Annotated in this window: 14 protein-coding genes; 7 read left to right on the forward strand and 7 right to left on the reverse strand. The window is 55.9% G+C overall.

The window, feature by feature from the left end:
* Positions 1 to 45: 45 nt before the first annotated feature.
* The 4 genes from Fuma_RS27810 to Fuma_RS34445 are packed head-to-tail and all read right to left on the reverse strand — an operon-like array spanning position 46 to position 6,622.
* Positions 46 to 1,176, reverse strand: a complete 1,131-nt coding sequence (locus tag Fuma_RS27810) for a glucuronyl esterase domain-containing protein (protein ID WP_077026993.1) — start codon at positions 1,174 to 1,176, stop codon at positions 46 to 48.
* A 53-nt stretch (positions 1,177 to 1,229) separates the two neighbouring features.
* On the reverse strand, positions 1,230 to 2,606 hold the full coding sequence (locus tag Fuma_RS27815; RefSeq protein WP_077026994.1) for a hypothetical protein: 1,377 nt from the start codon (positions 2,604 to 2,606) through the stop codon (positions 1,230 to 1,232).
* Between the two features lie 43 nt (positions 2,607 to 2,649).
* Complete coding sequence (locus Fuma_RS27820; protein WP_083732375.1) at positions 2,650 to 4,554, reverse strand: glycoside hydrolase family protein; 1,905 nt, start codon at positions 4,552 to 4,554, stop codon at positions 2,650 to 2,652.
* Between the two features lie 58 nt (positions 4,555 to 4,612).
* The gene (locus Fuma_RS34445; protein WP_083732376.1) at positions 4,613 to 6,622 is read right to left on the reverse strand and encodes a Rid family hydrolase; all 2,010 of its coding nucleotides are present in this window, start codon (positions 6,620 to 6,622) and stop codon (positions 4,613 to 4,615) included.
* Between the two features lie 183 nt (positions 6,623 to 6,805).
* On the opposite strand from Fuma_RS34445, the gene Fuma_RS27840 reads away from it, so the two are divergent.
* The 5 genes from Fuma_RS27840 to Fuma_RS27860 all read left to right on the forward strand — a co-directional run bounded on the left by Fuma_RS27840 (position 6,806) and on the right by Fuma_RS27860 (position 13,999).
* Positions 6,806 to 7,486: a PIG-L deacetylase family protein gene (locus Fuma_RS27840; protein WP_077026995.1), complete on the forward strand. Its 681-nt coding sequence runs from the start codon at positions 6,806 to 6,808 to the stop codon at positions 7,484 to 7,486.
* An 88-nt stretch (positions 7,487 to 7,574) separates the two neighbouring features.
* Positions 7,575 to 10,124, forward strand: coding sequence for a sulfatase-like hydrolase/transferase (locus Fuma_RS34675; protein ID WP_077026996.1), 2,550 nt, complete (start codon positions 7,575 to 7,577; stop codon positions 10,122 to 10,124).
* A 67-nt stretch (positions 10,125 to 10,191) separates the two neighbouring features.
* Positions 10,192 to 11,151 carry an amidohydrolase family protein gene (locus Fuma_RS27850; protein WP_158521159.1) on the forward strand — a complete coding sequence of 320 codons (960 nt, stop codon included), beginning with the start codon at positions 10,192 to 10,194 and terminating at the stop codon, positions 11,149 to 11,151.
* 110 nt (positions 11,152 to 11,261) lie between these two features.
* Entirely contained in the window at positions 11,262 to 12,830 is a 1,569-nt protein-coding gene (locus Fuma_RS27855; protein ID WP_083732377.1) for a ThuA domain-containing protein, read from the forward strand.
* Positions 12,831 to 12,901: 71 nt separating this feature from the next.
* Positions 12,902 to 13,999, forward strand: coding sequence for a serine hydrolase domain-containing protein (locus tag Fuma_RS27860; protein WP_077026999.1), 1,098 nt, complete (start codon positions 12,902 to 12,904; stop codon positions 13,997 to 13,999).
* Between the two features lie 22 nt (positions 14,000 to 14,021).
* Here Fuma_RS27860 and Fuma_RS27865 read toward each other — a convergent pair whose 3' ends face one another.
* Positions 14,022 to 14,720: an Ig-like domain-containing protein gene (locus Fuma_RS27865; RefSeq protein ID WP_077027000.1), complete on the reverse strand. Its 699-nt coding sequence runs from the start codon at positions 14,718 to 14,720 to the stop codon at positions 14,022 to 14,024.
* 518 nt (positions 14,721 to 15,238) lie between these two features.
* Complete coding sequence (locus Fuma_RS27870) at positions 15,239 to 15,775, reverse strand: transposase (RefSeq protein ID WP_158521160.1); 537 nt, start codon at positions 15,773 to 15,775, stop codon at positions 15,239 to 15,241.
* A 495-nt stretch (positions 15,776 to 16,270) separates the two neighbouring features.
* On the opposite strand from Fuma_RS27870, the gene Fuma_RS36030 reads away from it, so the two are divergent.
* On the forward strand, positions 16,271 to 16,495 hold the full coding sequence (locus Fuma_RS36030; protein ID WP_077027002.1) for a DUF1501 domain-containing protein: 225 nt from the start codon (positions 16,271 to 16,273) through the stop codon (positions 16,493 to 16,495).
* Between the two features lie 175 nt (positions 16,496 to 16,670).
* Entirely contained in the window at positions 16,671 to 16,844 is a 174-nt protein-coding gene (locus Fuma_RS36910; protein WP_218922317.1) for a DUF1501 domain-containing protein, read from the forward strand.
* A gap of 30 nt (positions 16,845 to 16,874) precedes the next feature.
* On the opposite strand, the gene Fuma_RS27890 is transcribed toward Fuma_RS36910, so the two are convergent.
* The gene (locus tag Fuma_RS27890) at positions 16,875 to 18,320 is read right to left on the reverse strand and encodes a DUF1501 domain-containing protein (protein ID WP_077028598.1); all 1,446 of its coding nucleotides are present in this window, start codon (positions 18,318 to 18,320) and stop codon (positions 16,875 to 16,877) included.
* Positions 18,321 to 18,328: the final 8 nt, after the last annotated feature.

Below are 18,328 nucleotides of genomic sequence, written 5' to 3' on the forward strand. Positions count from 1 at the left end.
CCTTTGCCGCCCTGTGGCCGCAGGTTTCCGGGATGGCGTTGCGATTTATTCGGCAGCTTCCACGAGTTTCGTTTTTGTCACTTCGGGCGGCTTTAGGTGTGAGTCCATAAAGCCATAGATCAGCTGCCGTGATTCGTGCGCGACGGAGTGGCCTCGGCCGTGCACGTAGAAGCCAAAATTGTCTGCGGCGTCCTGCAGTTCGTACACCTCCATGACCTTCATCAGCATTAACAGACGCTGGTGCTGAGTCGGTCTGTGTCCATCGTTGAGCCCGGAGAGGTCGAGAAATGCTCGAGGAGCAATCAGAGCAATGATTTCGTGAAAGTCGATCGGCGGCATTTCTTTCTTCAGCAGGCCTTCGCGAATGGGCTTGAAGTAGACATACCAATGGTTGCGAGACCATCCTTCGACGCGAGGGTTGTGTCGGAAGAACGAAGCGCCGCAGTTGCATGCTGATGCCCTAACGCGTTCGTCGTACGCCGCAAGAAAAAAGGTGCCGTGACCGCCCAGCGAATGTCCGAGTGCTCCGATTCGGTCGCCATCCACTTCGTCCAGAGTTTGCAGCACATCGATGGCGATGGAGTGCTCGTACGTGAACTTTCCGACGGCCGTCCAGTTTGGGTGTTTCTTGTAGAAGTCGGCCGTTTGATAGGGGCCTTCCGGCGGAATTCTGTGGCCTGACACAAAGTGCTCCGGCGCGATGACAACGTAGCCACGCCGGCACAGATGATCGAGGTACGCCTTGTCCGGATTGTCGATCAGCCCGGCGACTCGCTTCTTGCCGTACTTGTAGGTGCCATGCAGCGCGACGATTGCGGGAGCCGGCATTTCCACATCGAGCGGAATGCCGAGATACGCGTGGGCTCGCTCATCGGATTCTACTGCGTAGCTGATTAGCTTCCGACGATAGGCCCCGTCAACGACAACGTCCTCGTGGACCTTCAAGTCGAGTGGCGGCTTTTCCGGCTTGTGCTGATCGCGGATCAGATCGAGGTACCGTTGCTTCAGTACAGCTCGCCGTTTCTGCCAGTCTTCTGTGGTTTGAATCCCTTCCGTCAGGTCATCCCACGATGAACGTATCTCCGGAACTTCAAACAACTCCGGCTGTTTGCGGTTCTGCCCATGCGCGACGATCGGCAGGACGAAGAGAAGGAACGCGGCACAGCAAGTCTTCAAGATCTATTTCCTTAGTTGAATTATGACGGATACTGGGCGACGACTGTCACCGCTTATTGTTGCACTTCCAGCAGTTGTTCCATGGCATCCATCAGGACGCGTTCGACTTTCGGTGCGACTCGGGAAACGCGACCAGTTTCGTAACCGCCCTGCCCGTAGGCGATTTCCGTGCCGATGTAGCCGGGGCCGTAGTCTCCGTAGGCGGCCATCGCGACGAAGTCGTTGGGCCGCATTTTCTGAGCGGCAAGCTGGTATTCGACAAACAGCTCACCGGGCATGTGTAAAATTCGAGCTGTTCCCAGCTTAAGGCAACTGAGTGGGATGCGGTGGCCGTTGTTCATGCGACGGACGAACGTCAGGTCGCGGCCCGCGCGGAGGCGATCTTTCTTCGGCTTGTTTTCGTTTCGGACCTTCGCCAGCAATTCGTCTTCGACCAACGTGGCTCGAACAGGTAGTGCCACGCGAACCGTTGACCATTGAATATCACTGGCACTGATCGGCGACTTTTTCTGTGATTCCCACGCCAGCTTCATTCCGTCGGCGAGTCGTCCGGCCAGAAGCGGGCGTTTTTCTCTTGAGCCATCGTTGTACTTTCCAGCAGCGACGTTGCCGCCCGCACCGTCGAAGTGAATGTGTGGCAGTCCGGGCAAAGCGTTTTCTCGCATTTCACGCGCCATCCCGACGAAGTCCCAATTGACGTCGCCACGGCCGTAGTAGCTTTGCGGGTGAGTCGCGTAGTAAGTCAGTACGGCGAGCGGTTTGTCTTCGTTCCAGAATGAGACCATTCGAACGAGTGGATCGATCGTGCCTTCCGGTGCTTCACGCGCGGCCGGGTTTCGGCCTCCACTACTTTGACGCTGCAGAACAACTCGCCCGTCAGGGCCGAGAATTCGCCGGTTCGACGCCACCTTTTCAACTTTGCCAGAACCGAGTCCGACATGCGTCACGGGTTGAGACTGTTTCAGCGCCAGCTTGGCGGCAGACGCGACACGATCCATGACTTCGGCGTCAAAGTCTGGGTTTGAGAACTGCTGGCCGAGGCCATGTTCGGCAAGCAGCTTTTCCGTGGCGAAGTCGCTTCCGGGAGCGTCGTGCTGATGCAGCGTGTGCACCGCGACTCGATCAGGCGTCGTGCCCACAGCTTCGGCGATCGCTTTTCGGAATTGTTCGTAGCTTCCGTTACCGATCCCGACCCAGTCGAAGGCGCACAGAACGATTGGTTCATCCGACCCCAGCAGCACAATACCGCGAGCAGTCAACGGCGACACAATCTTCATCACCGGTGTGACGTTGCCATTGCAAAGCGGTGATCCAAGCGGAGGCGTCGCGTCCACTTGAAAGTTGGCAACGCGCAATGGCTCATCCGCGAATGCAGATAGTCCCATGAAGGCCGACAGCACGGCAGAAAGTACGGCGATTTTGTTTCTCATTGTTTCAACAATTAAATGACTTAAATTTCAGGTGTCCGCGGCGTCAATCCACAAAACGTAGTGAGTACAGATCGGCGTTTTCCATCCTGATGCGCAGACGCACCGTCTTCCCGTCGAGTTCGGAAAGTGAGCCGCCGTGCCATTTCACGGTGTGCTTCAGTTCGTTACCGAACAGAGCTTCGGAATCGTAGAGTGTGAAACCTTTGATGGGTGTTCCGTCGGTTTTGCAAAGTTCGAACCGGATCCAGCCAGTCGCGTCTGTCGCGTAGTTGACTTCTAGTGAATCACCCTCGATCCGTAGCGGCCGCGTCAGTGCCTCACCCACTTTGCCGGCCGACTGCAGCGACACGAAGCCGTCTTTGCGAATTACGCCGCGTCTCAGACGCATGCCGGGATGGCGGTAGTGTTCCGTCCAGTAGATCGACAGTTCCTCCGGTCCGGTTTCGATGATGCCCCAAGCCGGATAGTTATTTCGATCGGTCCAGACTTCGGGTTCGGTCGAGGGGCGGATGAACGCGTTGGACCAGCGTTGGAAATTAAGTCCGTCACGACTGCTCATGAAAATCGCATCGCTGATACCGGGAGGTTCACGACCTTCAATTTTGGTTCGCCCCGGGACGAAGCGGGCGGGAAAGCCGACGTACAGATGCGGGGCCCGGCTGTAGCTTTGGATAGCGTTGGTGTAGAGATGCTCAAGTCGTTTGTCTCCGTATTCCACAAACACCGGCTCGGTCCACGTTCGAAAATCTTTGCTGGTGCAGGTCATGACGTCGCGTACGCCGTTGCGACCCTTGCGGTGGAAGTCAACGTAACATTCCCGTAGAGGATCCCAAAAGGCGACGTTCTGCGAATCGAAGGCACCGTTCGTGATGGCTGGTTTGTCGAGCAGCTCACGCCAGTGAATTCCGTCGGGCGATGCAAAGGCACCAAGGCCGTGTCCGTGGTGCGAATAGCCAATGGCCTTGAATCTCTCAGCCGCGACAGCAGCCGGGTTGCTGTCCACAAACGGTGTGAAATTGTGAGCCCCAACGCCTTTCCAGACGATGTTGTTATCCTTCGAGCCTTTATAGTCGAACAGTCCTGCGTTCACGCGTTCGAAGTGGATGCCGTCACGACTTTCGGCGACGCAACAGACCTGCCCTTCGCTGCCGGGGGTGACCTGGCCTCGATAGTACATCAGCACGCGATCGCCGTCCGGCACCATGGCGAAGTAGGCGGATGTCAGACCCTCCCATGGTTGATCCAGCTTCAACACAACTTCGCGCCGATCGGGATGATGCAGGCGTCGTTCGATACCGCCGCTCATGCTGTCGATCAAAAAGTCATCCACGAAGAGTTCACGACGCTTGCCGATCTCGTACATCGGTTTGTCTCCAGGTTCGGCTCGAGTCAGTCCTGGAGCACCGGGTTCATCGCCACCGGTGACCGTCAGTTCTGCATCGTCCGCCTCGAAAACTCCGACGTCGCCACCATAAGCATAAATTGCGATGGCGACTTCCCAGGCGGAATCCGGCGCGGTCTGCTGAACCACCACGCGTTGCCAGTCGGCGGGTGATCCCTTAGTGCGTTCAAAGCGATGTTCAACGCGACGGCCGTTCAGGTCGTAGAAGTTCAGATAAACACCCGGCCGGCAGGGATCGGACGTGCGAAGCCAGGCTGAAGCCGTGTACTCGCCACCCGGCCGAGCGGGAATTCTGCGACTCTCGACCATCTGTCCCTGGCTGTTGCTGTCATCAGAAAATCGCACGCATGCTTTGCCCGTTCGGCCGCCATCAGTGATGCGTTCAACCGTAATGCCTTTACGCGTTTGCCAATCATCGGCCACGAATCCTTCGGCGTCTGCGTATTCAAATGAGGGATTGGCAGCGAGATTCGTTTGGCCCGTTGCGATGCTGCCGGACATCGTGATCAGGAGGACGGCCAGGGAGGTGGTGAGTGTCGCATTCATTTCCGGGGGTATCCGTTTTTTATAATTTGACGTGGTATGCTTCGCTGGTTGTTCGTGTCTACTTTGAAGGAAGGAGCTGTTGTTGCACAAGGAAGTCATTCATCTGCGACAAAGCCTGTGCATATTCGTCGGGATCGAAGATGAGGTATCCGTGTCGGCCAGCGGGGTGAGTGATCAGGGTACTCGTGTTACCAGCTTCGGTGGAAAGGTCGTGGAACCTCTTCGCGCCGACATACGGTGTGACGTCGTCTCCCGTGCCGTGGAATATTAATGCCGGCGGTAGTCCACTTTTTACGTTGTGTACGGGAGACAGTTCGCGCCAGCGGTCGCCGATCTTTTTCTGGCCGTAGCCTTCTGCAGACGTGTCGATGACCGGATACAACAGGATCATTGTGTCCGGTCGTGCAGAGACGTCCGCCGGATCGCTCTTCTCATTGACGTCATCAAACAGTGCGGTCGAAACAGCCAAATGCCCGCCGGCGGAACCTCCCATCGCCACGATTTTTGCAGGGTCAATTCCCAAGGTGTCGGCGTTCTTTCGGATCCAGCGTACGGCGCTGCGAGCGTCCTGGACACAGTCGAAGACCGACGTGCCGTCTTTGTCGCTTCTGAGTCGGTACTCAAGACTGACGCCGACCATGCCCTGCTCTGCAAAGTGCGCGGCGAACGGAAAGAAACCCTGAGCATTCCCACCCGTCCATCCGCCACCATGGATCGCCAAAAGTACCGGACGACGATCGGTTGACTGATGCCCCTGGGGCTCAAAAATGTGCAGGTGAAGTTTGCGATCCCCAACTGTTTTGTAGACGACCTGGCGAGTCGGCTTGGCCTTCTTCGCCAACGGAGTCAGCACCGAGTTCAGTGGTCCTTCCGGAGCTGCAATCATATCGACCATGAGCGTTCGCTTGCCGAAGCCAGTGCCGCGAACCATCGCCTTCGAAGCTGCAGGCGGCCGTTTGGGATCGTAGTAGTGTGGCCGGATTTTGTTTAACTGCGAGCTGACATCTTCATCGGCGACGTAATACGTTGCCTTGGCAAGATGTCGAAAATTTGAGCGAGTGGGTTTCAACTGTCGGATCAGCTGTTGAAAGATGGAGTGAACCTGCGTCGCTCCATCTTCGAAATCAGCGGCAACCAGGCCTGCCACATAAATTCGACGATTGCCATGAATCTGAGCCACGCGGCTGTATACGGGAGATGTTGTCATTCCCTGCGGCGTCGAATAGCTGACGGTTGCGGTTGTCTTCGTCAGTGGTGCTGCGGCGACGAGTTCAATTTCTATCGGTCGTGCGCCGCCGCCTACGATCCATTCGACGTGAGAAACGGCCGGTATGGTTTCTTTCCCGAAGAACGTTTCGATCTCGCGGTTGACGATTTCAACCTGCGACATCGGATCCAGAAAGCACTTGATTCTCACAATGTCGGTTCGGTTTAACTTCATACCCTCCAGTGTTCTCAGTAGTCCTTGGAGCGTGGCTTTTGTCGCGGCTGCAAGGTCATCACCCGGCTCTGCCTGACCAGAAACATACACGGCGTCGCCTTTCGGAAGAACGCTGGCCACTGCCCTGCTGGCTGATACCTTTCTGCCATCGTCTGCGGCGAGGTGATGCGCGACCTTCGCAACGTCGTCGACGTTTCTGGCGACCAATACCGCATCAATCGCAAACTTTCGTCCCTTTGGCAAAGCGGTGACTACGGTGGAGACGGCTGGACGAGCATCCGCTGCGCACCAGCTGGTCAGAAACGTTGTCGCCGCCTTCGCCGTTTCTTCGTCGGCAACGTACTTGTTTAATTTGACGAGGTCAGTTTTGGTTGAAGCGAATTCGCTGAGGACTGCAGACAGGCGGTTAAAGACATCCCGGATCTCGTCATCGACTGTGGCGGTTTTGCCATCCTGGGCGATCAACTGAGTCGTGTGGGCAAGAGCTGCGTTGTCGACAAGAACGGCCGACTGGCTAAAGGTTGTTCCATGCCTCTGGATGATGGGCGAAGTTTTGGCTTGCTGGGCCGTTCCTTCACTGGCGAAGGAGTAGACACAGAAAAATGCCAATGCAAAAACTCTATTCACGGTGGGACGCTCCTGGCGTTAGTAGGCGGGGGGGGATCGGACTTTCCGATCACTGATGTTACCGTCTTTTTTGTCGCGACAGTAGCAGGGAGGAATTCCGACGGTACGCTTTGGGGTTCTTAAACAAGTTCCAGCCCTGTGAGCGCTTCGAATCGAAACGATCTGCGTACAGAAAGTCTAATCATGAAAACGATCCTGGCAATCGGAGCTCACTATGACGACTGCATCTTCGGCGTTCCCGGAGTTCTGTTGCAGGCAGTGCGAAAGAACTATCGCGTGGTGACGCTGCACATGATCGGCGACTACACGAACTGGCCGCCTGCAGACGGACGAGCGGTGGCGAAAATGACGACGGAGTTGTCTGCTGACCGTGGCGTGGAAGCGAAGTTTTTGGATTTCGCGTCCCACCGCTTTGATGCTCGACTTGAGAATCAGATTGTCGTTGCCAAAGCGATTGCAGAGATCAAGCCGGACATCGCGTTTGCACTTTGGAAGGAAGACAACCACAACGATCACATGGTCGCCAGTGAACTCAGCCGTATCGCTTTGCGTCATGCGGGGCGCATTCTGGGGGATGAATCCTACCGGCCGCCCAAAGATATTTACTTTTACGACAACGGCCCGCGACACACGGTCGGCTTTGAACCGAACACGTTTGTTGATGTAACGGACGAATGGGACGAAGCCATGGAGTGGCTTGGTAAACTAAATTCCTGGGTCCGCCAGGAAGCGTTCGAAAAGGGAACCACAATCGGTTCTATGACCACGAAGGAATCCCTGGCTCGCTACCGTGGCGCCACGTGCGGTGCCCGCTATGCTGAGGCCTTCTGGAACCCCGTTCACCGCAAGGTTGATATTTTGTAATGCGGTCTTAACAGCCGACAACCAGCGCCGGGTTCGATCGATTGTCACCACCGCTGTTGATTTCTTAGCTACTCAGAATACGGTCACAATGAAACATCTGTTACTTCTGATTTTGTGGTGTTGCTTCACCCCAGCGATCTTGAACGCATCAGGCGATAAGCCAAACGTTCTGTTTATTGCGGTCGATGATCTGCGCGTGGAGCTGGGCTGTTACGGCCAGTCGTGGGTGAAATCTCCGAATATCGATCGGCTGGCCGAGCAGGGAACGCTGTTCGAACGAGCTTACTGTCAGCAAACCGTGTGCAATGCGTCACGAGCATCGCTGCTTACGGGAATGCGGCCGGATACGCTGCGAGTCTGGGATTTGCCGACGCACTTTCGTCAGAACAAACCGGATGCCGTGACGCTGCCTCAGCTATTTAAGAACAGTGGCTACCACGCGCAATGTGTGGGAAAGGTCTTTCACAACTGGCGGCAGGACGAATGGAAGGGCGACCCTGTTTCGTGGAGCGTTCCGTCAGTGCTGCACTACAACAGCCATGGAAATGACAAGCCGCTGGTCGACGGTGCTGTTCCTCCAAATCTGGCATCCGGGAAGAATGGCATCGAATGCCGCGACGTGCCGGATAATGCGTACTTCGATGGTCGCGTTGCGGACACCGCTGTGGAAACGCTGCGGGGACTCAGCAAACGCGAAGATCCATTTTTTCTTGCCGTTGGTTTCTGGAAACCACACACGCCATTTAATGCTCCAAAGAAGTACTGGGATCTGTACGATCGAAATGACGTCCCGGTGCCCACGCATGTGACTCCGCCGACAAACGTGCCCGACATCGCTCTCACCAGTGCCCGCTACAAAGGCCAGTCGGATTCCGTCGAACTGCGAGAAATGCATCACGGACATCTTGCGGCGATCAGCTACCTTGATGCGCAAATTGGTCGAGTGTTGGACGAACTGGATGCACTTAATCTGCGACAGAACACCATCGTCGTGTTGTGGTCTGACCACGGACTTCATCTTGGTGAACACGGCCTGACTCGCAAAACGACCGCCTTCGAACTCGACGCGCGTGTTCCGCTGATTATTGCCACACCTAAGCATGCGTCCGGTCAGCGAACGGCGTCACTGGTCGAATTGCTCGATCTCTACCCGACACTCACCGAACTTTGTGGACTGAAAACGCCGCCTGAGGTCGAAGGCGAGTCGCTGGTCCCACTGCTGTCAGATCCGGCGGCGAACGTTCATGAGGTCGCTCTCACACAAACGCCTCGTCCAAACTATCCGCGAGTGAAAATGCCGAAGGTCATGGGCTATTCCATTCGCACAGCTCGATATCGTCACACGGAATGGCGTGACTTCAAGACGAACGTCGTTCAGGCAAAAGAGCTGTACGATCACCAGAATGATCCTCTGGAGACAGTCAATGTCGAATCACATGATGAACACCGAACGGCCGTCAATGGGCTGGCGAAAAAAATGGCGAAGGTCGTCACGCGGCAACCCAACATTCCGCATCCCGTCACGAATCCCAGCAGTCCGCACATGCTGGATCTGGTAACAACGGGATCCGACCCAGCCCGCATCGATTTCGCAAAGCTGCCTCAGGTGCCCTCAAAGCATGCCATCATCAGCGATGTTCGAGACCGCGCCGGAACTCGCGTTCATCAACATGCGTATCTCGCACATTTCAACGACCGATACTGGGCCATGTGGAGTGACGGGCCGGGCGTACCGAAGCCGGGCTTAACACCGAAACAACTTCGCAACGTCGTTCCGGGCCATGACCGACCAGATACGCGGGTGTCTTATGCGACGAGCGTCGATGGGCTGACGTGGAGTCAACCGGCAGACCTGTCCGGACCGCCACGCACTCCCGGCTTCGGTTGGATCGCGCGCGGGTTGTGGGTTCGTGACGGCCAACTGTTAGCGCTGGCGAGCCACTTCAATGCGCCGGGCTATCCTGGAAAGGGCCTGAGCCTTGAAGCGTTTCGGTGGGATATGGCCAGCGGAAGCTGGAAGGCTCACGGCACTGTCTTGGATGACACGCTGAATAACTTTCCACCGAAGCGTCTGCCATCGGGTGAGTTCATGATGACGCGTCGCGATCACCGCCAGCAGGTTTCCGTGATGATTGGTGGCAGCACTGCGTTCGATCGCTGGCAGGTCCGTCCGTTGGCCAGCTACGACGCGAAGGGGCGGCCGGAGGAACCGTATTGGTACGTGTTGCCCGATGGAAAGAATCTGGCCGGGCTGATTCGCGATAACGGACGGTCGGGGCGATTGCTGCGGACGTTCTCGACAAACAGCGGTCGTACATGGAGTCCCATCGCCAGGACGAACTTTCCGGACGCGACCAGTAAATTCTTCGTGCTGCGAACGTCACGTGGATACTACGCGATGGTTTCCAACGCCAACCCGCGACGACGTGATCCACTGACCCTGGCCATCAGTAAAGATGGTCTGACGTTTACTCATTTGTTTCGGCTCGTCGGTGGCCGGCATGTCGACTATCCCCACATCATCGAACACGACAACAACTTGCTGATTGCGTTCTCCGGGGCGAAGCAAACGATGGAAGTCCTGAAGGTGTCGTTTGACGATGTCGACGGGCTGATTGATTCGCTGCGAAAACCCTGACGCCAAACTTATGGCGTCTGAACTATCAGCCACCATGGCTGCGAACACGTTTGAAGAGCAACTCATAATGACTAAATCCGTCCCACGCGCTACGGCGTTTCCCGGCGATCGCCTTTCTCGCCGCCACCTGATTCAAAGTGCGATCGGCATCTCGGCGACATCCGTTTTGGCTTCCGCCGCGTCTGCGTTCCCCGACGAAAGCTCTGTCCCCGTCGTTGATACGCACCTGCACTGTTTCGGCGGCGCGAATTCCAAATTTCCGTACCACGCAAAGGCGCCGTATCGTCCGGAGGCGGCCGCAACGCCGGAACATCTGCTGATGTGCATGAAGGACGCCGGAGTTGACTATTCAATCGTCGTGCATCCAGAACCTTATCAGGATGATCATCGCTATCTGGAACATTGCCTGCGTGTGGGCGGAAAAAAGGTGAAAGGGACGTGTTTGTTTTTTGCCGATCGACCAGGTTCAGTGGACGGTATGGCAGGGCTTGTGAATCGCAACCCGGGGCAAATCATCGCGGCTCGAGTTCATGCATACGCGCCCGGCAGGCTGCCTCCTTTCGGATCGAACGAAATTCGGAACCTCTGGAAAACGGCGACTGATCTGGGGCTGGCGATGCAGATTCATTTCGAACCACGCTACGCGTCGGGGTTTGAGCCGCTGATCAAAGAATTCTCCAACACGACCGTCATCATCGATCACCTTGGCCGCCCGATGCAGGGGACGGTTAAGGAACACGATGTCGTCGTTCGCTGGTCGCGTTTTCCCAATACCGTGATGAAGGTTTCTGCGCTGCCGGATCAGAACAAGTATCCGCATCGAGACGTCAGGCCCGTGATACGCAAGCTGACGGAGGCGTTTGGCGCTGACCGCATGATCTATGGCGGCGGCTTCAACGCTAAAGCAACGGGCGAATCTTATCGTGAATATCGCAACCAGGTCGGCCGACTACTGGCGCACCTTTCGGCGGCGGATCGAGCGAAAGTTTTGGGGGGCACGGCAGCCAGACTGTTCGGGTTTGTGTAACGTTTAAATTGGCTGTAAGAATTAGAGCCGTTTCCCTCAACCGCATTTGCAATTCATCGTGACGGCGAGCACTCTTGTCCGTCGTCGGTAATTTATATCAGGAGTCGTTGATGACTTTCCACAGGTTTATCCGGTACACACTTCCCTGCTCCGTTGTCATCTTACTGGCATCGGTAAGCGTTGCCTTTGGAGATGGCGTGCTGAAACTGAATGCCCGTACAAGAGCCGAAGTGTCTCCGGGCAGCAATCGCTTTCGTGAAGTGATTAAGCCACTGACATGGGACGCCAGTAAAACTGCGATCGTGATCTGTGACATGTGGAACGATCACTACTGCCGCAATGCTGCTCGCCGCGTAGCCGAAATGGCACCTCGGATGAATGAGGTCCTGAAAAAGGCGCGTGAGCAGGGTGTGTTAATCATTCATTCGCCCAGCGGCTGCATGGAGCAATATGAAGATATGCCTCAACGCAAATTTGCGTTGGAAGCGCCCAAAGTCGAAACGACGATCCCGTTGCAGGGCTGGTGCTACCTTAATGAAAAGCATGAACCTGCAATGCCCGTTGCAGTTGATCAGCCAAGTGACGACGACGGCACGATCCGAGAAGCTGTTCGCCATTTCGAACGTCAGATCGACACGCTGGAAATTATGGACGGCGACGCGATCTCCGATGGGCCCGATGCTTTCTACCTGATGAAGCAGCGTGGCATTGAAAACGTCATCATCATGGGAGTGCATACCAATATGTGTGTGCTGGGCCGGCCGTTTGGGATTCGGCAAATGGTGTATCAGGGGCAGAATATCGTGTTGATGCGCGACATGACGGATTCTATGTACAACCCACGCGATGAACCGTACGTCAACCACTACACGGGCAACGACCTGGTGTTTGAACATATTGAGCGACACTGGTGTCCGACAATCACCAGCGCCGATATTCTTGGTGGTCAGCCATTTCGCTTTCCCGGCGACCGACGTCCACATCTGGTGATCGTGATGGCGGAAGAAGGATATAAGACGGCTCAAACCCTTCCGCCGTTTGCCCTGAAACACTTTGGCGCTTACTTCAAGATCACGTGTGTCTACGCGAACGCAGACGACCGCAACGATATCCCCGGCATTGAAGCACTCAACGATGCGGACGTCGCCATTTGGTCCATTCGCCGGCGTACGCTACCGAAAGCTCAGCTTGATATCGTTCGCAAATTCATTGCCGATGGTAAGCCGCTGGTCGCCCTGCGCACCACCAGCCACGCCTTTAGTTTGGGAAAGAAGAATCCTGCGGATGGATTGGCGGAATGGCCGGAATTCGACAGCGAAGTGCTGGGCGGCAACTACCAGAAAGATCACCTGAATAAGTCCGCAACCTTGGTGCATGCGATCGAGGCTGCTGCTGGACATCCGATTCTGCACGGCATTCCGACCACTGATTTTCGTGTGTCCGGAACGCTCTACAAAAACGATCCCCTGCCGACAACGGCGGCACCGTTAATGCTCGGGCATGTGGAAGGTAGCGAGACGGTTGAACCTGTCGCGTGGACTCACCAACGTCCCAACGGTGGTCGAGTGTTCTACACATCGCTCGGGCATCCAGGCACGTTCGAAATTCCGGAATTTCAGCGTCTATTGAAAAATGCGACGTACTGGGTCGCCGGCTTGCCGATCCCCGCGTCCAGATAAGTGACGCCCGGATTATCCGCTGCTCAGACAGTGAAGTTACGAGCACACACACACATGCAGAGGGACAAACGATGAAACGCCGCACAATTCTTCAGGCCGGTTTAGGACTTACCATCGGCAGACCTGTTTTTGCTGCCACCCGAGACTACAAGTTCGCCACTGCCGCGAACGTATTGCAGGCGGCCACTGACTCCGGTCAGGTCGAAGCATCAGCACTGTATGTGCGTCACGGCGACCACGTCTTTACGCGATCTTTCGGTGCGGCGGAAACGATCGACGCGATCTTTCTTTTGGCTTCGATTTCAAAACCCATTACCGTCGCGGCTGTGATGACGCTGTTTGATCAGGGCGAATTTGAACTTGACGATCCGGTCCGCAAGTTCATTCCCGAATTCCGCGGCGATGGCCGCGACCGCATGACGATGTGCCAGTTGTTTACTCATAATTCGGGGCTGCCGGACCAACTGCCTGAGAATGCAAAGTTACGGTCGACTCATGCGAAGCTGGCAGCGTTTGTCGAAGGTGCGATTCGCACACCGCTGTTGTTCTCGCCGGGTTCGAAGTACAGCTATTCCAGTATGGCGATTCTGCTGGCCAGCGAGGTTGCTCAACGGATCAGCGGCACGACAATCGCGAAGCTTGTTGATGAAACGGTCTGTCAGCCTCTGCAAATGAAACACTTTGCCCTTGGTGTCGGACGACTGAACGCGAAATCATTGGTGCGTTGTCAGGTGGAAAACGCGGCCCCGGAATCTGGTTCCGGCGGTGCGACAACAAAAAGCTGGGACTGGAACAGTGAATACTGGCGCCAGTTGGGCGTGCCGTGGGGCGGCGCGCACGGTTCAGCTGGTGACGTGGCCAAATTCCTGAACGCTTTCCTGCATCCGACGGGAAAACTGCTCCGACCGGAGACCGCTCAGTTGATGATCCAAAATCACAATCCACGTGGGATGCGTCGCCGGGGTCTCGGCTTTGATCTGGGGGACAACCTTCAAGGCCCCAAACGACGCGATGATGTTTTCGGACATACCGGTTCAACGGGGACGTTATGCTGGGCCGATCCAATATCCGATTCCATCTGCGTTGTGTTGACCACTCTGCCCGGTCGAGCCGCAGTTCCGCATCCGCGTGACCTAACGTCACAAAAGGTGGCGGAAGTCGTGAGCTGACACGCTCCCCCGACCGACGTCATTACTTGTCGATGATACTTACCAGAATCGGCTTGCTGCTGTAGGTCGCTTTCATAACAAAGTTGATCGACACGTTCGCCATGATGCAACATTGCTGCTGATTGACTTTGGGTGCCGTCGCAGCCGCAGTCAACGTGATCGCTCCTTTGCTGTTTGTTCCGGTCAGCAGGGTCTGGCTGTTCTTCCCGTCGATCGTCACGCCTTCGGGAAGCGTAATCGCATATTTGCTGGACAGATGCTGGAACAGCATGTCCAGAGTCTGACTAGCGTGGCAGGATCCGGCGTTGCAGCCAAGTCGACTGATGGTGGGGCGAATGTAGGTGTCGAACGTGATCGCGGGTTTCGCATCCACTCCGCTCACCATAACCTCGGCCGAATTAAACTCACCATCGACGGTCGCCGTTATTGTTGTCGTGCCGTTGCCAATTGCCAGCAACTGCCCCGTCGGCGATACGCGAACAATAGCCTCATCTGCACACGTGTACGTTGCCGCGTGAGTCAGATCTGCCGACCGCTTGCTGGCGCTGCCGTCCGGCGGCACTTCCTGAACCAGCACCTGCGCTTCCGCGAAGTTACCGTTGAGTTCCACTCGGGAGGGAGTGATGGAAAATTCAGTCGCCGTTGTAATGCCACACGACAGGCTGGAGGTTGTGACACACAAGGTCAAAAACAGACAACGGTGAAGCAATCGAAAAGTCACGACAGATCCTCCGAGTTCTCCAGGGCGGAGACAGGATGGCGGGCAGTCGAACAAAGTATGCTCGATTGGAGATCGCAGCTGGGGACGCGGACTAAAAGTATGGAGGATCGCGTCACGAATCGCCAACGTAGTTCACGAAACAGTTCGTTTCGTGGTGTAGCTTGTCGTCACGCATTGGAAGCCTGAAGCGCCAGCGAGGGGCCCCTTGCTGGCGCTTCAGGCTTCAAAATACTTCAAAATACACATCCTTTCGATTCAGCCCGAACTCCGGGGAGTCCGGCTGCTGCAGAAAATATCTAGTGACTATGCCCAAGTGTTCGGACAGCCGCTCACACAGTAGTCCCCTCGCTGGCGCTTCAGGCTTGGAGTTTTGGATTTGTTGTGAGTGCTTTCTGTTGCGTCACTGTCTCTTTTTTGATTGCGAACGCAACACGGCCGGCCTTGATTGTTTTTCTGGACTTGGAAACTCAGCGGGCGGTTGCGCGCACTGGCATGGCCATCGCCACTCAACGAAAAAGTCACTGTCCATCCAGCGTATAAGTGATCGCGTTCTCCATTCCTTCCTGATCGAAAATGATTCGCTTACTGCCGCCTCGCGTCCAGAATTTCTGTCGGAGCGTGAGGGGAAGGCTATTTGCTGGGTTCTTCGTCGGTCCCCTCGCTGGCGCTTCAGGCTTCGATGCGTGTTCTTTTAGGCGACGAGTACACCAGGACTTGAATTGCTTCATTACGTCGTCTGGAGAGTAACCAGTTGCAGTAACGACAACGTGAACATGATTCGTCCTACAATTGACCGCGTGCATTGACCATTGTCGGAATTTGCAATGATCTCGAATCGTCAATTCAACCAGTGCTCGCTGCGGGCTGGTCAGAACGAACTCGGGCTCCGTCATTTGTTCGCGATTTGCCACTTCCATGTTTCGATTGGGCTCACGGAAACGACCCGGCTTCTCAACCCAACCTCGTTGATCACCAGGCAGCCACGTTCCGTACGTCGTCCACGTCAGAAAATACGCCAGCGGTTCTCGCATCGGAATGTCGCCCGATTCAGCCATCCCTGCAATTGTAACCAAACCCATCGAAGCCTGAAGCGCCAGCGAGGGGCAGTGCACACTGAAGTGACAACGAGGAGCCAAGCCAGTCCACGTGACAACACAAAATCGTGCACTTCTTCTTCGCTCCTGCATCCTTCTGGCTCACGGAAATCGCCCGAGAAGATTCCTGCAAACGCAGGACACCATCCATTCCCATTCACGAACACAGCGTTATATGGCTGCGCGAAACGCTCAGTGATTGGTGCGCCGTTGCATCTGATTCTTCGGATGGGATACAACGAAGCCTGCCTGCCGGACGTCGGTGGCCAAAGTGCAAATTCGTTGAGATGTCGGCTTTGCATGGCAGTCACACCATTTATGTTTGCTGAAGATTTCAGCTTCGCCCACCCATGTCGTTCGCTCGTCTTTCTTTGTGGAGCCGGAAATGTTCAACCTCCTTCCTCAACGGTTTCGAGATTGTGAAGGCGTCACGCGGCGGGGCATTCGACCAGCGATGTGAATTGCATTCTGGTGTGGACGCGGGGCGGGACCAGTCATCACGACACGTTCGATCCCAAGCCCAACGCACCGACCAGTGTTAAGGGTGAGTTCGGTGTGATTGACACGGCGGTTCCGGGAATTCAATTCACGGACATCCTGCCGAACATGGCGAAAGAACTGAACCGCTTCGCCGTACTCCGCAGTTGGAATCCGCAGAACGGCAGGGCAGTCACGGCATAGCCGATCAGTTTGTGATGTCGGGCCGAAAGTTTAATGCCGCTTTACACTACCCCACGTACGGTTCTGTGGTCAGTTGGCACAAAGGTTTTAAGAACGCACTGCCGCCGTTTGCGCAACTCGGAAGTTCTGTGGATCGACGGTTTGGCGGTGGGCTGGAGTTCCTGGTGGATCAGTTTTGGGAGCAACCGACGATGAAGGCAGTCGTCCTGTCCGCAATGAGTACCTGTCTGCCGACATCGCAGCGACGATTTACCACAAGCTTGGCCTGCGAACCGACCTGATTGCGCACTCGCCGGACGGTCGCCCTGTAAGATTAATCGAAGGGCATCCGATCGCGGAATGGTGCTGAGTTTTTCGCGAAGGCTTATCGGGGCCTTCGTTATGCGATCACGTCATGGATCGGTTCGCCAAAGTCTTTCTCCAGCCTTTTGCGCCCGGGAATCACCAGCTCGCGGGGATTTAGCCCGAGTTGATGCAGCAGCGTCGCGTGAATGTCGGTGACGTAGTGACGATCTTCGACGGCGTGGAATCCGATCTCGTCAGTTGCTCCGTGAGCAATGCCTCCTTTGATGCCGCCACCGGCCATCCAGACGGTGAAACCATACGGATGGTGGTCTCGACCGTTCGCATGTTGTGAACCAGGTGTGCGACCGAATTCACTGGCCCAGACAACCAGAGTTTCGTCAAGCAGTCCACGTTGCTTCAGATCGGCCAGTAACGCGCCGATTGGTTGGTCGACCTGTCGGCACAGCTTGGTGTGACTCGACTTTAAGCCCTTGTGAGCGTCCCACTGTCCGGCGCCACCATTGCTGCCGTGATACACCTGCACAAACCGCACGCCCCGTTCGACCAGGCGGCGCGCTGCCAGCATTTGCTGTCCGAACGGCTTCGTCTCTTTCTGATCCAGTCCATATTGAGACTGCGTTTCCTGAGTTTCGTCATCGAAACGCACAATGTCCGGAACGGCCATCTGCATTCGAAACGCCAGTTCGTAAGAACGAATTCTTGCTCGAATGGCATCGTCATCAGGATATTGCTCGGCTGTGATTCCGTTCAGTTTTCGCAGCAGATCAAACTCGCCAATCTGCTCTTCCTGGTACACGCCTTTCGGCGGCTTTGCGTAGGGCAGCGGGTTTGCTGGATCGAGGTTCAGTGGCACACCATCGTATTGCGGGCCGAGATAGTTGGCTCGATGTGCTTCCTGTCCGCCGCAACAGTCTGCGACAGGTGTTCCCATGACGACGAATTCCGGCAGGTTTTCGTTCAGTGAACCCAGCCCGTAATTCGCCCATGCCCCGATCGTCGGGAAGAAGCCATCGATGCGATGACGCCCGGTATGAAACTGCAGCTGAGCTCCGTGATTGCTGTCTTCCGTCCAGACGGACCGCACCAGACAGAGATCGTCGGCCTGCTGTGCGACGTGAGGCCACCAGTCGCTGATTTCCAGGCCGCTTTCTCCCCAGCGGCGATAAGACACCTGCAGCGGATATAGTTCGTTGCGAATGAAGCCATTGTTCGGGTCGAACGCGACGACTCGTTCGTTTTCCAGGTACGGCGATTCCAGCACGCCTTTGAATGGAGTTTCGTCGACCGTCATCCCGGCGTACTTGGTGAGCGCCGGCTTGGGGTCGAAGGATTCCATATGGCTGGTGCCACCGATCATGAACAACCAGATGACGCTTTTGGCTTTCGGTGCCAATCGCCGCATCGATGCGGGTACGGCTGCCGGAGCGTCCTGCTGCAGCATGCTGGCCGCGGCAATGCTGCCGATTCCGAGTCCCAGGTCGTTCAGGAAAGTTCGACGTGTGGGTTGATATGAATTCATTGGATCTT

Origin of the sequence: Fuerstiella marisgermanici (assembly GCF_001983935.1) — a bacterium.
GTDB lineage: Bacteria > Planctomycetota > Planctomycetia > Planctomycetales > Planctomycetaceae > Fuerstiella > Fuerstiella marisgermanici.

Coding starts and splice junctions, on each gene's coding strand:
- Fuma_RS27815 (WP_077026994.1), bottom strand. CDS start 2,606: ATGAGAAACAAAATCGCCGTACTTTCTGCCGTGCTGTCGGCCTTCATG.
- Fuma_RS27820 (WP_083732375.1), bottom strand. CDS start 4,554: ATGAATGCGACACTCACCACCTCCCTGGCCGTCCTCCTGATCACGATG.
- Fuma_RS27840 (WP_077026995.1), top strand. CDS start 6,806: ATGAAAACGATCCTGGCAATCGGAGCTCACTATGACGACTGCATCTTC.
- Fuma_RS34675 (WP_077026996.1), top strand. CDS start 7,575: ATGAAACATCTGTTACTTCTGATTTTGTGGTGTTGCTTCACCCCAGCG.
- Fuma_RS27850 (WP_158521159.1), top strand. CDS start 10,192: ATGACTAAATCCGTCCCACGCGCTACGGCGTTTCCCGGCGATCGCCTT.
- Fuma_RS27855 (WP_083732377.1), top strand. CDS start 11,262: ATGACTTTCCACAGGTTTATCCGGTACACACTTCCCTGCTCCGTTGTC.
- Fuma_RS27860 (WP_077026999.1), top strand. CDS start 12,902: ATGAAACGCCGCACAATTCTTCAGGCCGGTTTAGGACTTACCATCGGC.
- Fuma_RS27870 (WP_158521160.1), bottom strand. CDS start 15,775: ATGGCTGAATCGGGCGACATTCCGATGCGAGAACCGCTGGCGTATTTT.
- Fuma_RS27890 (WP_077028598.1), bottom strand. CDS start 18,320: ATGAATTCATATCAACCCACACGTCGAACTTTCCTGAACGACCTGGGA.